Source organism: Gammaproteobacteria bacterium, from assembly GCA_029880545.1.
In the GTDB taxonomy this organism is placed as follows: Bacteria; Pseudomonadota; Gammaproteobacteria; order Acidiferrobacterales; family SZUA-150; genus JAOUOD01.
Window position 1 is genome coordinate 121,046 of sequence record JAOUOD010000001.1, and the last position, 15,040, is coordinate 136,085.

A 15,040-nucleotide genomic window follows, 5' to 3' on the forward strand; every position below is an offset into this window, starting at 1 on the left:
TTAGCCTGGCAAGGCGTCGTTAATCGCATCCAGGAACTGTTTCACGTTCAGTGGTTTCGTCATGTATTGATGGAACCCGGCATCGATTCCCCGTTCGATATCCCGGGGCATGGCATTGGCGCTGAGCGCAAATATTGGCGTGTCACCGATGCCTTCCATTTGTTTCAGCTTTTCCAGGGCCTCAAACCCGCTCATTCCTGGCAGGTTGATATCCAGCACAATAATGTCTGGCTTGTGCACCCGGGCAAGCTCAATGCCGAGCTCGGCGTTGTGGGCGGACAGCATTTCGATGTCCGGTCGCCGCGACAGAATCTGGTCAACCAGTTTCAGGTTGGCCGGGTTATCTTCAACATAGAGCAAGGTATATTTGTTCATACTGTTATCTTCAGGTTTGACTTGTTTATGGGCGATATTTCCCTTTTCTGTAGCGGGATCTCGTTTGGCATTGGTGCTGCCGGGAAGGGTAACGTGAAATATACTGCCCTTGCCTGGCTGGCTGCTGACTGTGATCTGGCCGTCCATGATTTCGACAAATCGCTTGGTTATAGTCAGACCAATGCCGGTTCCTTCAATCGATGAGCCGGATGCGGACAAGCGATCAAAGGGTTCAAATATTCTTTTACATTCCTCGGCGGTAAGGCCGGCGCCAGTATCCTTGACGTCCAGGCGAACGATGTTGCCATCGAGGATTTCCGTGCCTAGAGTAACCGAGCCATTTTTCCTGTTGTATTTTATAGCATTCGAGAACAGGTTGAGGATTACCTGTTTCAGGCGCGTGCGATCGGCGCGAACCCGGGCGTCGGAATAAATGGTTTCGTCAATTATGACAACGCTGTTCTTGATTGCCAGCGGTGACATGATTTTTACGACTTCACTGACAATATCTTCCAGCGAGACATCTTCAATATGAAGATCCAGTTTGCCTGACTCGATGCGAGTCAGGTCAAGCACTTCGTTGATCAGCTCAAGAAGATGAGTTCCCGCTGATACGATTTCCGAAACATTTTCCTGTTGGGATTCGGTCAGTGGTTCGCTTGGATCGGACTCAAGCAGTTGTGAGAACCCCAGGATTGCATTCATCGGCGTGCGTAACTCGTGACTCATCCTCGACAGGAATTCGGATTTCGCACGGTTGGCGCGTTCCGCTTCTTCCTTGGCAACCATTAATTCAGCATTATGTGCTTCACGCTGTATATGCAGGCGCATACCGTGAATGATAAATCCCAGCGTGGCGTTGAACGGTTCGAGAAAACCGAGAATGTCATTATCGTAACCATTGGCACGATTGGCGATCCCGTACATACCGACCAGTTCGGAACCATGAAAAATCGGATAGCCCAGGTAGGTGTTGAGTGGAGGATGACCTTCTGGAATACCGGCCGAACGTGGATCGGTACCTGGTGAATTGGTCATGACGATTTCGCCCTTGGCGATAGTACAGCCGAACAATGTATCCAGGTTCCGGAACTCCATGCCAGACGGAGCATTTTCACGGTAGAATTCCCGGGTTTCATTATTCCACGAAATATCGGTTATGGCGCGGGTTTTCAGGTACGGAACGCCGTCATCGTGAAGTATTTCACCGATAAATCCGTAGGCGCTGTCGGTAATTTCCAGCAAGCCTTTCAGCATCGTTGTAAAAATATTCTGGAATTCCACCGTGCCCACTGCGCGTGATGCTGAGTCACGCAACATGTCGAGCAATTGCTGCTGGAGTTTGCCGGTTTCTTCCGCGTGTATTCTGCGGCTGATGTCTGTCCTTATCGATATGTATTGGTAAGGAATGCCGTTTTTATCCACGAACGGCACGATGCTGCTCTCAACCCAGTATAAACCGCCCTTCTTCTTGCGATTGCAGATGGTGCCGTGCCAGGGCTGGCCGCTGGTGATGGTTAACCACATGTCACTGAAGAATTCCGGCGGGTGCGTGCCGGAGTTGATCAGGCGATGGGTTTGGCCGAGCAGCTCGCGGCGCGAGTACTGGCTGATATTGCAAAATCTTTCATTGACGTAAGTAATGATTCCGCGCGCATCGGTGATGCTGACAATGGAGTGCTCATCAAGGGCATCCTGTTGTCGTTCCAGCTGGCTGAGAACAGTTCTGAGCGTTGAATTGATGCGCTGGTTTGCCCGGCTGCGCCGGACGCGCGCCTGAATGCAGGCGTTGAGCACTTCGGGAGCGACCGGCTTCAGCAGGAAATCGTCACCACCACTGGCAATAGCCGCTGCCTGGCGAACGCTGTCGTTTTCCGATGACATAAAGATGATAGGCAATGATTCTGCAAGGGGATTCTGCCGGATAAGGCCTACAAGTTCATCACCGTTACATTCCGGCATGTACAGGTCCAGCAGCATGGCATCTGGTTCGAATTGGCGGATATTGTCCAGAGCCTCCAGAGGCTTGTTCAATACCTGCGTTTCCATGCCCAGGCCCTGGAGTATTGCGCTGTAATAAGAGGACAAGGTAGTATCATCGTCAACAATCAGTATCCGAACAGGTTTTCGTGGCGCATCTGGCAACATGGTCAGCAAAGCAACCGAGATGGATTCGGTCGTGGTGCCTGAAGGCAGCTGCTTGTTGATGCCATGCCGCAGGCTGACCAGTTTCCTGTCCAGGCTCTCCTCGTCGGTCAATAAAATGATCGATACCTGTTCAGGTTGACAACCCAGAAGGGCGGCATAGGTCTCGCCAGGATTGTCTGGATACCTGTCGGTCACTACCAGGTAGGGTGGTTCGCTACTTGGCTTGCTGATAGTGGGAAGTATTTCGAACTGAAAGCCCTGGCGATGACAAAAGCCGGAAAGATATCCGGCATGGGAATCGGCATTAGCTGATATCAGAATTACGCTGACATGCAGTAAACGCAGTGCCGGCGGTTTGCTACCGGTTGCCGGAGTTCCGGCGGCTATGGAATCCAGCAGATTAATGATTTGTTCCGTCAGTAATGGCTGGGGAACTTGCGAGTTGATGGGGATGTCAGTCAGTAGTTTATGCAGCGCCTGCAGTGCCTCAATGTTGCCATAACGGTCAGCACTTCTTTCCGCCTCGACCAGGCCCAGTAAGTGCTCACCCACACGGGCTGACCAGCCTTGCTTGGACAAGGTTGCCCTGACGGTGGCAAAACTGGGTGTATCATTTGGCATTACTTTGCGAGGCAGTGGTGGCGTCAGCTAACGTGCCTGGACCAGGCTTCACGAATACTGTTGGCCAGGTTCATCGGATCAAACGGCTTGGGAATGACATCCAGTGCACCCATTTCCCGATACTGTGCGATTTCCTGTGGCTGTACCTTGGCAGTCATGAATATCACTGGCAAATCCTTGAGTGAATCGTCGGCCTGCAGTTCCCTGAGTGTGCTCGGTCCGTCCATGTCCGGCATCATGACATCAAGCAGGACCAGGTCAGGACCGAAACCATGAACCACTTCCAGCGCCTCCTTTCCGGAACTGCAAATCTTTACGGTAAATCCACCTACGGTTTCCAGCGCCAGCTTGGCTACTGCCTGAATATCCGGCTCGTCTTCCACGTACATGATTTTTTGCAGCGTCTTGTCTGACATGATCAGTCCTTTTCAGATATTCGCCGTGAACGTTCTATCGCCACTCTATTGATCCAAGTATAAAAGGATGAAATAAGTGTTGTTGTAAAAGTTTGTTAACCTGGGTCGTAATAGTCCCGGAAACCCTTTCGGGGGTTACAGGCAGAATCGGTACCGCCGCTGTTTACTAGAGCAGGTAGTAGGCAGTATTTCCAGAAAAATAATAGTAGTCTCTACAAGGATTTTAGCCAGTGCGCCCGAGTTCAGGCATCCGAAGCCGAATCCAGTCCCAGCCATTGGGCGATCTTGTTGCGGGCTTCGATTACGCCCGATTTGTTCAGTGCGGAAAATAGCTGGAGAGTGACTTCCGCCGGGTACTGCTGCAGGTCGGCGCGGGTTTTGTGCAGTGCTGCCACGGCTTTGTTTCGAGATAATTTGTCAGCCTTGGTGAGCAGAATATGAATGGGAGTGTTGGTGTGTTCAATCCACTGAAGTAATCGAATATCCGGATCCTGCAGCGGATGACGAACATCCATAACCAGTACGAGTCCGCGCAGTGACTGGCGGCTGACGAGATACTCTCCCAGGTGAGCCTGCCACTGTTCTTTCATATTGCGTGCAACCTTGGCATAACCGTAACCGGGCAGGTCCACCAGTTCGCGACCGTTATCCAGGCTGAAAAAGTTAATGGACTGGGTGCGCCCCGGGGTTTTGCTGGTGCGAGCCAATGCTTTTTGACCGGTCAGCGCATTGAGGGCGCTGGATTTGCCGGCATTTGAGCGCCCGGCAAAAGCTACCTCGGTACCGGTATCGGGCGGCAGAGCCTTTCGGTTTGGCGCACTGATGGTAAAGTGGGCGTTCTGGAGCGGATTTCTTTCAAGTTTTTCCATATTTTCCGCGAGTTTCCCGGATTTATCCGGGCAATCATTGACCCATTCAGAGGGTGTTGGTATATAAGGCGGCGCCTGAAAGCAAGCCTGTCGCAGACCTGCTGCGAGGTCGGGCTGGATTGTTTCCGCCATGCTTGCGCCAAGATTGCACGTCACCCGCGGAATGACAAGCCATTCAGTCGACTTGTTCCGGGGCGACCTGAATCGGGGAGTGCCGAAGGCCGGTAACCTCGATGTTCCTGTTAATCGACCCAACCCAAATAGGGGGAATCATGAAGAAAGCAGTATGGACCGTAATCGGGCTGGTTGCCGCAAGCCTGGCAGCCACCAACGCCATGGCCGCCGGCAGCATTGCCAAAGGTAAGGAAAAAGCCGCTGTTTGTGCCGGTTGTCACGGCGCCAATGGTCAGTCTGCCAATCCTATGTGGCCGAATCTGGCAGGCCAGTCCGCTGACTACATCGTCAAGCAGCTGAAAGACTTCAAGAGTGGTGCACGCAAGGATCCGTTAATGCTGGGTCAGGTCATGGCGTTATCGGACGAAGACATGGCCAATATCGCCGCCTATTTTGCCAGTGAGGCGCCCAAGCAAGGCACTGCCAGCAATGAGTCATTGGCGAAAAATGGTGAACGCCTGTATCGAGGTGGTAACGCTGAAACCAAGGTGGCAGCGTGCATGGCTTGTCACGGGCCGTCTGGCCAGGGTATCCCGCCCCATTATCCTGCCGTGTCCGGTCAGAACGCCGCCTACAACGAAAAACAGTTGAAAGCGTTCAAGGATGGTGAGCGTACCAATGACGGCAAGGTTATGACCGGAATTGCATTCAGTATGTCCCTGGACGAAATCAAGGCGGTTTCGGAGTACATGCAGGGATTGCGCTAAACTGCCAACTTGGCAAGTTGAGCTAAAAAGGCCGCACTCGCAAGAGTGCGGCCTTTTTATTTGAGCCAGATCATGTCAGGGGGCCAGTTCAATACCGTATTATTGTGTTTGCCGCTGTAGCCGTTGCGAAGACCGCGAACGGGATAAAATCAATAACAACCTGCAAACCAAGACGAAACGAAAGAGCCCGGGAGGATTGATTTTCCCGTAATTCAGCTTTGGTCAGCGGGGGGTATACATGATTTACAGACTTTTCCCGATTGCCGTGCTAGGCGCTTTGTTGTCTGGCGGCACAGAAGTGTTTGCGGCTGGCGATGTTGGTCGTGGCGCGCAGAAGGCGCGTGCTTGCAGCCAGTGCCATGGCCCAAACGGTATAGCTCCCAATCCCCAATGGCCTGATCTGGCGAGCCAGACCGCCGGCTACCTGGTCAAGCAGCTCGAGGATTTCAAAAACGGGTTGCGCCACAGCCCGGTTATGGCTCCACAGGCAACCGCGTTATCTGATACCGATATTGCTGATCTCGCCGCCTATTTTGCCCAGGCAGTTCCTGCTGGCCGCAAGTCCGGCGATGCAACGCTTCTGCAGCTGGGTGAGCAGGTTTACAGGAATGGTCACGCCGGTACCACCACAGCTGCGTGCGTGGCTTGTCACGGACCTAATGGCGGCGGCATACCACCTCGGGTTCCCCGTGTAGCCGGGCAAAGCGCAATCTACTCCGAAGCACAACTGCTGGCCTTTAAAAAAGGTAAACGCAATAACGATAACAAGATTATGAGCGAGATTGTCCTGGACATGTCAGAGAGGGAGATTCGGGCAGTCGCCCAATACATGCAAACCTTGTATTGACGAAACTGTTTGCCGAGAAACACAAGCCAGGTGGTTCAGAGCCTGCCCGCCCCGGCCAGGAGTTGTCCAACTCCTGGCCGGGGTGCCGGTAAACGGCAGATTGCGCCAGATAAACTGACAAAACACGGTCTGATCATGAGGATACAAAAACGCCCAGACGCACATGATATAGGCAATATAGATATTATTTCTTTAATAAATACAGCAAGTTAAAGATATATTATAAAGTTGGCACGGCCATTGCAAACACTTATTGCAAAGGGACAGGAACACGATAGCGAGAAGCCAACCATGCTAAGCCACATTGTCAATCTGGTGAACACCTATGAAGGGACGTATGGCAAAAAACCGAATCTCGTTTACATGAACGAGACCCATTACAGCTACCTGCGTGAAGAAATGCCGGGCGTATGGGATCACAACGATGTGGTGTCCATGCTCGGTATTGAGATTGCGCTGGACGACGCCATTATTCGGCCCAAGGTTGCCATGGTCGCCAATTCAGAGGCACCGATTCTCGCCAGCTAGACAGATTTAAAGTTACCAGTGTGTGGGTGCAGACCTCGGCCGGGATTCGTCCCGGCCTTTTTTTTGCATTCAGGTTTTACAGATCCTTAAAACATTCACCCGCCGCATTTATGGTGTCGCCCAGGTCTGCTTCAGTATGTGCAGCCGAGACAAAACCCGCTTCGAATGCTGATGGCGCCAGGTAGATGCCGCGATCAAGCATCAGGTGGAAAAACTTTCTGAAGCGGTCGGCATTGCAGCTCATCACTTCGTTGAATCCCCTGACCCGCTTCTTGTCAGTAAAGAACAGCCCGAACATGCCACCTACCTGCTGGGTGGTAAATGGAATACCGGCGCTGTCCGCTTTCTCCTGCAGGCCTTTCAGCAGCAGCGCGGTCTTGTCCGTCAGGTCCCTGAAAAAGTTCGGTGTTGAAATGGCTTCCAGTGTGGCCAGGCCGGCGGCCATGGCAATGGGATTGCCGGACAGGGTGCCGGCCTGGTAGACCGGGCCGTCGGGAGCGATGTGATTCATGATGTCGGCGCGACCGCCAAAGGCACCGACGGGCATGCCACCGCCAATGACCTTGCCCAGGGTAGTGAGATCCGGCTTGATGCCGTAAAGCCCTTGCGCACATTCAAGCGCAACGCGGAAGCCGGTCATGACTTCATCAAAGATGAGCACGCTGCCATGTTTGTCGCAGACTTCGCGCAGGGTCTCGAGGAAGCCCGGAACCGGTGGAATGCAGTTCATATTGCCGGCTACGGGTTCCACGATGATGCAGGCGATCTGGTCGCCAATATCCTTGAAGACATCACGTACCTGTTCACTATTGTTGTATTCCAGTGTCAGCGTGTGTTGTGCCAGGTCGGCAGGTACGCCCGGCGACGTCGGGACGCCCAGGGTCAGTGCGCCAGAGCCGGCTTTGACCAGTAACGAATCGGCATGACCGTGATAACAGCCTTCAAACTTGACGATCTTGTCGCGCCCGGTGAATCCGCGTGCCAGCCGGATCGCGCTCATGGTGGCTTCGGTTCCGGAACTGACCATGCGCACCTTCTCGATGGAGGGCAGGATTTCGCAGACCTTGTCGGCCATGGTGATTTCGCTTTCGGTAGGGGCGCCAAAACTGAGGCCGTTGTCAGCCGCAGATTTGACCGCGTCGATCACCGCCGGATGCGCGTGCCCGAGGATCATCGGACCCCAGGAGCCGACATAGTCCACGTATTGTTTGCCATCCGCGTCCCAGACGTGGGCGCCGGAGGCGCGACTGAAAAATACCGGGTCACCACCTACGCCTTTGAAGGCCCGTACCGGCGAGTTGACGCCCCCGGGGATGTGTTTTTTGGCTTTTTCAAACAGGTCGTGGGATATGTTCTGGCTCATGTTGGTTCACTTTCATTACGGCTAAAAAGGTTCAGGTATTGGCGCGCTGCGCGGGTAACTTCGTTTTCATTGTCACGGTGATGACCGAAAATATCGTCTATAACAGCGACGGCGTCAGCGCCGGCCTCGATCAGGATGTGCGCATTGTCCGCATTGATGCCGCCAATGGCAACAATGGGCAGGTTCAAGCTCGCCCTGGCTTCGGTGAGCAAGTCAGGATGGGCCTGCACGGCATTGGGTTTTGTCAGGGACGGAAAAAACCGGCCAAAGGCAACGTAGCTGGCCCCGGCTGCCGCGGCTTCGAGAGCCTGCTCCAGGCGGTTGTAGCAGGAGACGCCAATAATGGCCTGATTGCCCAATGTTTCGCGCGCATCTGCAACTGATCCGTCGTCTTTACCAAGATGAAGCCCGGCGCCGAGTTCTGCGGCCAGCTCGAGATCGTCATTAATAATGAGTTGCGCCTGGTGGCGTGTACATAGTTCGTGCAAGCCTTGGGCCTGACTTTTTCGCCGGGTGGTGTCTGACGTCTTGTCGCGGTATTGGACCAGGCGTGCCCCTCCGGCGAGTGCCGCTGCTGTATGTCGTAGCAGGCGTTCACCGGGCAGCAGCGCGCTGTCGGTAATGACGTACAGGCCCCTGATCATCATATCGCTTGGGCTCAGGATCGGTCTGGCACCGGCTTGCCGGTGGCCCAGTAAAAATGATGCGGCAGGTGTTGTCCCATGCCTGGTCGGTAGCCGTGGATCAGCGTCTGCTGGGTATAATGCAATGCGTGACCGATGGCATCGATATCTTCGATGCCGTGGGCAAAGCCGGCCGCGCAGGCCGATGCCAGTGTGCAGCCGGAACCGTGATAGCTGTATGGAAGGCGCTCTACGTCAAAACTTTCTTCGAGGCCGGCGCGGCTGAACAGCTTGTGATGGACCCTTTCGGTTCGTTCGTGGGTGCCGGTAACCAGCACCTTGTCGCAGCCCAGCGTTAGCAACTCCTGGGCGCAGGCATCAATGCTGTCACCCTGGTGTGCCAGTCGGCGTATCTCCAGGCTGTTCGGCGTAATCAGTCGCGCCAGCGGCAACAGCGTCGAACGATAGGCATCTTCCAGTGATTCTGTGGATAGTTGATCGCCAGCACCCGAGGCCAGTACCGGGTCTACCACCAGTGGAATATCCGGGTAGCTGCGCACAATGGTAGCAATGGCGGCGATAGTTTCCGGTTGTGCCAGCATGCCGGTCTTGATGGCAGCGACGGGCATGTCCTCCAGGATGGCGCGCGCCTGGGAGATCACGCCTTCGGCGTTGACCGGGTAAAACTCGTGGACGTTAATGGTGTCCTGGACGGTAATGGCGGTTATGACCGGTGCGGCGCGGCAGCCAAGGCTGGCCAGGGTCAGGATATCGGCTTCAATACCGGCGCCACCGGTAGGATCGGAACCGGCAAACACCAGGACGACCGGGGGTGGCTGATGTTGTGTCATCGCGTTCTTACCCTCGTTTCCGCTCGCGCGGCGCAATCTTCCAGGCGTGGCCTTGGGCAGACTTTATTGAGCAGCGTCGGCTTCGAGTACCAGGTCACGCAGGGTTTCAATAAGCATTGGGTGGTCGTTCAATGCCCTGGCCACCCGGTAGCTTGTTATACCATGGCTTTCCGCCAAATGCCGGTATTCTATGCCCAGTTCCTGCAGGGTTTCGATGTGATCTGAAACAAAGGCGATGGGGTAAACCAGCAACTGGCGCCAACCTGCGTTGCCAAGTTCCGGAATCACGTCTTCCGTGTAGGGTTGCAACCACTCGAGCGGTCCGACCCGGCTTTGGTAGCTCAGCCCGGTGTGTGGCCAACCCAGGCGGGTTTTGAGTGATTCGTAGGTGGCTTCGATTTGTTGCTGATAGGGATCGCCACGCTCAACCACTTTTTTGGGCAGGCCGTGGGCGGAAAACAGGATATAGGTTTTTTCCGGATCAGTATCAGGCAGCGTTTTCAGTTCTGTCTCGATGGAATCGATAATGGCCCGTAGATACTTGTCGTGGTCATACCATTGCCGGATTTCAATGCGTTTTGGCCGGTAGCCCTGCCGTTGGCACTCGCGAGTAAATTCATTGAAGGACGATCCGGTCGTGGTGGTCGAGTACTGCGGGTACAGTGGCAACAGAATAACTCGTTGATAACCGCCTTGGCGCAGCTTGTTAACCACTTCGGCAGTCATCGGGTGCCAGTAGCGCATGCAGACGAAACTGTCGAAATGACCGGCGCCGGCTTCAGTCAGTGCCAGTTGCAGCGCGATGGCCTGTTCGTTAGTGCGATCCAGCAGTGGAGATCGACCGCCAATTTGATCATAATTTTTGCGTGCTTCTGGCGCGCGTCTTGTAGACACCAGCCAGGCGAACAGTCGCTGTGTGACAAAGGGCAGTGGGAAGCGAAAGATGTCCGGATCCGAAAACAGGTTGCGCAGGAACGGCTGCACCGCTTCCGGGGAGTCCGGGCCACCGAGGTTAAACAGAATAATGGCAGTTTTTTCAGACAAGTGTCGTTTTCCCGGTAAAATAAAAAAATCATTGTACCGCGTATGCGGTTCGTTTCACTACTTGGTCAATCATGAGAAACTGCCAGCAGCAGATCACATTGGAAAGGAGAACCATGAAAACCTGGATGTGCGTCATTTGTGGTTACATCTATGAAGAAGAAAAAGGTGACCCCGATCATGGGTTGGCGCCGGGAACACGCTGGGACGATGTGCCGGAGAACTGGAAGTGCCCTGAATGCGGCGCCATGAAAGCCGATTTTGACATGGTCGAGATCTAGACGGCATTTGCACAAAGATAACCCGCAAAAAACTTATATTTGGCAACTGGATGTGATTCAATGTTGTCGCCTAAAACTCTTCGAGGAGAACACATAATGAAAAGATTGTTGGTAGCCATGGGTGCCGGTGCCAGTCTGTTTGCTGTCACTGCGCAGGGCTCAGGATTTGCCATTATTGAACAAAGTGTCAGTGGATTGGGCAGTGCTTTTGCCGGTGGATCGGCATCTGCGGAAGATGCCAGCACCGTGTTTTTCAACCCGGCGGGCATGATGAAACTTGGCGACCAGGCCACTTCTGTTGCCGCTCTGCACTCTATTGCGCCGTCAGCCGAGTTTACTGATACCGGGTCCGGACCAACACCACCGTTATCAGGTGGTGATGGCGGTGATGCCGGTCACGGGGCCATTGTCCCCAACCTGTATTATGTTGGCCAAAATCAAAACGGTATGCGCTTCGGTCTGGGTATTGGCGCCCCGTTCGGCATGGGTACCGAGTATGACGCCGACTGGAAAGGTCGTTACTACGGTATCAAGTCCGAGCTCAAGGTTGTTAACATCAACCCTGCCGTTGCCCTCAAGGCCAGTGACAAGCTGTCGATCGGCGTTGGCTTGAATCTGCAGACCGCCAGTGCCACGCTGACCAGTGCCGTCAACGTGGGTGGTAATGGCGTTACCTCTCCGGTGGGTGTCTGCGCCGGCCTGGCTTTCTTTGGTTTCCCGACGGCTGGCTGTATTGGCGCCGGTGATGCGGACGCTGAAATCAGTGGTTCCAGCGTTGGTTGGGGCGTGAACTATGGCGTGTTGTACCAAATGGGTGCCAATACTGATATCGGTTTCCACTATCGTTCCGGCGTGCGTCACGAGCTGGATGGCGACGCTGACTTCACCAATACACCGACGGAACTGTCCAACATGGGCTACCTTGTCGATACCGACGCCGAAGCAGTTATGAACCTTCCCGCTACCGCATCATTAAGTCTTAACCACGGTATGGGCAGTGTTCGCATTCTGGCTGATGCTACCTGGACCAACTGGGAGCAAATGAGTGAACTGCGCGTCAGTTATGACACCGGCAACCAGGGTGACACTGTTGATGCCCTGGGCTGGAAAAATACCGGCCGCTACTCGATCGGCATGTTGTACAGCGTTAACGATGCCATGACTATTCGTGCCGGCGTCGCCCGCGATGAAAGCCCGGTACCCAATGAAGAGCGTCGCAGCGTTCGCGTTCCTGATGGTGACCGTACCTGGCTGGCCCTGGGTCTTGGCTACAAGCTCGGTAACGGCATGGCCATTGATGCAGGCTTTGCCTCAATCGCCGTGGACTCTGTAGAGATCGACAAGAACGAGACCTTCAAGGGTAAGTTGGTGGGCGAGTACGACAACAGCGTCAACATAATCAGCGTATCAGGCTCCATGTCATTCTGATAACTGATCACTGAAAACAAAAACCCGGCTCAGTCATGGGCCGGGTTTTTTATTGCCTGCACCGATGAGTTGCGCAAACCGGAACTATGCTATTTGCCGCTCTTGTCCCTGTCGCCCAGGCCGTAACGTTCAATCTTGTAGTGCAGTGTGTTGGGCTTGAGGCCCAGCTGGCGCGCGGCCTTGGATTTGTTGCCACTACATTGCTCAAGGGCCCGGGCTATGATATCGGCTTCAAAGCGGGCTACCTGCTGATCCAGTGTATGGGTATCCATATCAACGCTGGTGATGGCCTCATCCGATTGTCCCTGCAGTTGTTCATCCAGCATGACAAACACCCGGTTTTTCAGCCTGTGAAGCGAGTCAATATCGGTGGCATTAATGATTGTCTGGGCATCGCCCTGCGACAGGTAACGGTTGCCATTGGCCTGCAAATTGTATTGCAGCGTGTAGTAGTGAATCAGTAATGGCAGATCATCCTTGCACCGGAACAGTTCCGGAATATTGACCAAAACAATGCTGTCGCCAAGCGCTTCCGCGGCAACGGGTGAAATATTCAGCACCAGGCGTACCGACGTGTAGCGTCGGGCGAGGTCAACGAGCCTGCGAACCTGTTCTCGAGTGGGGCTGATCATTTCAATGAACAAGGTGGCCAGCTTCTTGTCAGAGAACCTTGATTCAACGCGTTCCAGCCAGTCTTGCTGGTTACAGCATTCGAGCGCCACGAACCCGGAATCAGCGCCATGCTCGTCATGTATGTGACGGGTGATAGCCATGGCGCGCAAAGGCTCCTTGCTGATGAGTGCAACCGGCTCGTGGAAACCTATATGACTTCTTACCTGGTCCATCGTGTCCCTCATGAGCTTGGATCGAATGACGAGCGGGTAGTCGGGATACGGGATGGACGCGGTGAACCGGATCAGCTTGGCCAGGGCGTGGCTTCGGCGGGCGAGGCGCTCGGGCTTGGCGCCGGGTTCGATCAGCTCGACGATGCCGCCGCGCATCAGGTTACTCAGTCGTTGCTTGATGGCGGAAACGGCTTCTCCATAAAACAGGAAGGCATGACTTCGGTTGTGGTCCTGCAGCATTTGCCGCAATTTCTTTTCGATGTTGGCGCTGAGAGTATCAATATGCGCCAGCAATACATCGGGTTGGGCCTGTCGGGCGAAGCCGGCGGATGACAGGCCAGCATAGGTTTCCAGCTGGGTGTACTGGTTCTTGAGTACGGCAATCGCCTGTCGATCCCTGGACAGCATGGTGATACTGATATTAAGTGCCGCGGTCTCAGGTGTCGGTACCAGGCTGATGGAGTCCGCCGGTTGCTGGTTAATGAGTTGCCGGTTTTCCTGTTCCAGTTGCTGTCTCTCGGTCTGAACGGAGCCCAGTTGCTGTTCAAGCTTGATTCGCTGGATTTCAGATTGACGCAGGGCGCGGGCAGTATCGGCCAACTGTGTCCGGATAGTCAGCATCTTGTCGAGGAACAGTTCCGCCATTTTGTCGAACAGCTCTTCCACCAGCTGGAAATCCAGTGGCGTGTAGACGGTGTTGCTGAACGAGTCACCCAGTAACAACCAGCCGGAAGCGTGTTCACTGTGCGGAAAAAATGGCACCACAGCCGCGATTCCGTGGCGTTTCATGACCTGGTGCAGCGACGGGTGCACTGATTCAATTTCCCTGGCAATCATGATGTGGTCAATACTGGCCAGGCTTGTGCGTGGCAGTCCTGCCATGTGCGAGGCGTTGCCCGCGGCCAGCACCTGCTTGTTGCCGGTAATCAGCGCGACCGGGCAACGCAGCGTATCCGATACGCGGTGAATGACATCTTCAGCAGAGTTCAGATCGGCAATTTCGGAAATCATGTTACGCATGCGTCGGTAAAAGGACGTTTTGCGTTTGCGTACGCGGGTGCCCGGAATATAGAACTGGATGTCAAACAGTCGATGCTGATGGATTGCGTATGCAGTCACCATCAGGAAGAAAGTGGTGGCAACAGGCAGGGTAATGGCGGTGTTGAATTTCAGGATGCCGATTCGCAGCGCTACGGCCACCGATATGCCGACGAGTATGGCCGGGACAATTCCCAGAAGTACTGTAGTCAGGCGCAAGCGTTGCGATTCGCTTTCGGTGTTACGGGCGCCGTGGTACAGGATTCCGATGCCCACGAGGCAGTTACCCAGGGTGAATATTTCGTACAGCACCCACAGTGGGCCGGCTACGCGACTGACACTGGGTCCAACCCGCATCACGTCGGCGACAACCAGGTTGGTGGTGAGCATCAGTGCGAGAATAACGACAAAGCCGATATAGACCAGGAGCGGCACCAGCCAGGCAGGATGGTCCCGGCGGTCCGAGAAAGTCAGCGCAATGGCAAAATGGATAAATATCGCTGTGCCCAGCAGGATGCTTGATGCAATGATGTAGTAGGCGATTCGCGGGATTTCGCCATTGGCCAGGGTAAAAAAGTGACTGATTTCAGCAATATTATGCAGCCCGAAAGCCAATAGCAGCGCCAGGTACAGCATGGTCTGTAAACCGACGTGCCCCGACTGGCGTGCATACAGGTAAATACCGCCCTTTATTAACAGGGCGATGCCAGCGGGTATGCTTAGCAAATACGGATCGAGCATGGGTACAGCTTCAGTCTGAACGATTTGATAATCATTATCTTCTCATACCCGGGAAACCGGGAATAGGCGTACTTTGAAGTTATATTTACCTCTAGTTTTAGACGGTTTTTCTCCTATCGCGCGTTTGGTGTAAAAAATTGTGTT

13 protein-coding genes are annotated in these 15,040 nt (G+C 54.2%); 5 read left to right on the forward strand and 8 right to left on the reverse strand.

Features of this window, described 5'->3' with window-relative positions:
• From OEZ10_00535 to yihA, 3 genes are all read right to left on the reverse strand, one after another.
• On the reverse strand, positions 1-3,144 hold the full coding sequence (locus OEZ10_00535) for a response regulator (GenBank protein ID MDH5631457.1): 3,144 nt from the start codon (positions 3,142-3,144) through the stop codon (positions 1-3).
• 23 nt (positions 3,145-3,167) lie between these two features.
• A complete protein-coding gene (locus OEZ10_00540; protein MDH5631458.1) occupies positions 3,168-3,560 on the reverse strand; it encodes a response regulator in 393 nt (130 codons plus the stop codon).
• Between the two features lie 242 nt (positions 3,561-3,802).
• On the reverse strand, positions 3,803-4,429 hold the full coding sequence (yihA, locus tag OEZ10_00545) for a ribosome biogenesis GTP-binding protein YihA/YsxC (protein MDH5631459.1): 627 nt from the start codon (positions 4,427-4,429) through the stop codon (positions 3,803-3,805).
• A gap of 272 nt (positions 4,430-4,701) precedes the next feature.
• On the opposite strand from yihA, the gene OEZ10_00550 reads away from it, so the two are divergent.
• The 3 genes from OEZ10_00550 (at position 4,702) to OEZ10_00560 (ending at position 6,685) form a co-directional block, all read left to right on the forward strand.
• The gene (locus tag OEZ10_00550; protein ID MDH5631460.1) at positions 4,702-5,310 is read left to right on the forward strand and encodes a cytochrome c4; all 609 of its coding nucleotides are present in this window, start codon (positions 4,702-4,704) and stop codon (positions 5,308-5,310) included.
• A 238-nt stretch (positions 5,311-5,548) separates the two neighbouring features.
• A complete protein-coding gene (locus tag OEZ10_00555; protein MDH5631461.1) occupies positions 5,549-6,157 on the forward strand; it encodes a cytochrome c4 in 609 nt (202 codons plus the stop codon).
• Between the two features lie 291 nt (positions 6,158-6,448).
• Positions 6,449-6,685: a hypothetical protein gene (locus OEZ10_00560; GenBank protein MDH5631462.1), complete on the forward strand. Its 237-nt coding sequence runs from the start codon at positions 6,449-6,451 to the stop codon at positions 6,683-6,685.
• A 76-nt stretch (positions 6,686-6,761) separates the two neighbouring features.
• On the opposite strand, the gene hemL is transcribed toward OEZ10_00560, so the two are convergent.
• The 4 genes from hemL to hemH all read right to left on the reverse strand — a co-directional run bounded on the left by hemL (position 6,762) and on the right by hemH (position 10,566).
• Complete coding sequence (hemL, locus tag OEZ10_00565) at positions 6,762-8,048, reverse strand: glutamate-1-semialdehyde 2,1-aminomutase (protein ID MDH5631463.1); 1,287 nt, start codon at positions 8,046-8,048, stop codon at positions 6,762-6,764.
• Positions 8,045-8,695, reverse strand: coding sequence for a thiamine phosphate synthase (thiE, locus tag OEZ10_00570; protein ID MDH5631464.1), 651 nt, complete (start codon positions 8,693-8,695; stop codon positions 8,045-8,047). Before thiE ends, hemL begins: the two co-directional genes overlap by 4 nt.
• An 11-nt stretch (positions 8,696-8,706) precedes the next feature.
• A complete protein-coding gene (locus OEZ10_00575) occupies positions 8,707-9,522 on the reverse strand; it encodes a hydroxymethylpyrimidine/phosphomethylpyrimidine kinase (GenBank protein MDH5631465.1) in 816 nt (271 codons plus the stop codon).
• 63 nt (positions 9,523-9,585) lie between these two features.
• Positions 9,586-10,566, reverse strand: coding sequence for a ferrochelatase (hemH, locus tag OEZ10_00580; GenBank protein ID MDH5631466.1), 981 nt, complete (start codon positions 10,564-10,566; stop codon positions 9,586-9,588).
• A 113-nt stretch (positions 10,567-10,679) separates the two neighbouring features.
• Here hemH and OEZ10_00585 point away from each other — a divergent pair, with 113 nt between their 5' ends.
• Together OEZ10_00585 and OEZ10_00590 are read left to right on the forward strand one after the other, a co-directional pair.
• On the forward strand, positions 10,680-10,844 hold the full coding sequence (locus OEZ10_00585) for a rubredoxin (GenBank protein MDH5631467.1): 165 nt from the start codon (positions 10,680-10,682) through the stop codon (positions 10,842-10,844).
• 96 nt (positions 10,845-10,940) lie between these two features.
• Positions 10,941-12,272 carry an outer membrane protein transport protein gene (locus OEZ10_00590; protein ID MDH5631468.1) on the forward strand — a complete coding sequence of 444 codons (1,332 nt, stop codon included), beginning with the start codon at positions 10,941-10,943 and terminating at the stop codon, positions 12,270-12,272.
• 89 nt (positions 12,273-12,361) lie between these two features.
• Here the strand turns inward: OEZ10_00590 and OEZ10_00595 are convergent, their stop codons facing one another.
• A complete protein-coding gene (locus tag OEZ10_00595) occupies positions 12,362-14,896 on the reverse strand; it encodes a hypothetical protein (protein MDH5631469.1) in 2,535 nt (844 codons plus the stop codon).
• Between the last annotated feature and the right edge of the window lie 144 nt (positions 14,897-15,040).

Excerpts from the sequence above, each read along its gene's own strand:
- OEZ10_00535 (MDH5631457.1), bottom strand. The coding sequence starts at position 3,144 with ATGCCAAATGATACACCCAGTTTTGCCACCGTCAGGGCAACCTTGTCC.
- OEZ10_00540 (MDH5631458.1), bottom strand. The coding sequence starts at position 3,560 with ATGTCAGACAAGACGCTGCAAAAAATCATGTACGTGGAAGACGAGCCG.
- yihA (MDH5631459.1), bottom strand. The coding sequence starts at position 4,429 with ATGGAAAAACTTGAAAGAAATCCGCTCCAGAACGCCCACTTTACCATC.
- OEZ10_00550 (MDH5631460.1), top strand. The coding sequence starts at position 4,702 with ATGAAGAAAGCAGTATGGACCGTAATCGGGCTGGTTGCCGCAAGCCTG.
- OEZ10_00555 (MDH5631461.1), top strand. The coding sequence starts at position 5,549 with ATGATTTACAGACTTTTCCCGATTGCCGTGCTAGGCGCTTTGTTGTCT.
- OEZ10_00560 (MDH5631462.1), top strand. The coding sequence starts at position 6,449 with ATGCTAAGCCACATTGTCAATCTGGTGAACACCTATGAAGGGACGTAT.
- hemL (MDH5631463.1), bottom strand. The coding sequence starts at position 8,048 with ATGAGCCAGAACATATCCCACGACCTGTTTGAAAAAGCCAAAAAACAC.
- thiE (MDH5631464.1), bottom strand. The coding sequence starts at position 8,695 with ATGATGATCAGGGGCCTGTACGTCATTACCGACAGCGCGCTGCTGCCC.
- OEZ10_00575 (MDH5631465.1), bottom strand. The coding sequence starts at position 9,522 with ATGACACAACATCAGCCACCCCCGGTCGTCCTGGTGTTTGCCGGTTCC.
- OEZ10_00585 (MDH5631467.1), top strand. The coding sequence starts at position 10,680 with ATGAAAACCTGGATGTGCGTCATTTGTGGTTACATCTATGAAGAAGAA.
- OEZ10_00590 (MDH5631468.1), top strand. The coding sequence starts at position 10,941 with ATGAAAAGATTGTTGGTAGCCATGGGTGCCGGTGCCAGTCTGTTTGCT.
- OEZ10_00595 (MDH5631469.1), bottom strand. The coding sequence starts at position 14,896 with ATGCTCGATCCGTATTTGCTAAGCATACCCGCTGGCATCGCCCTGTTA.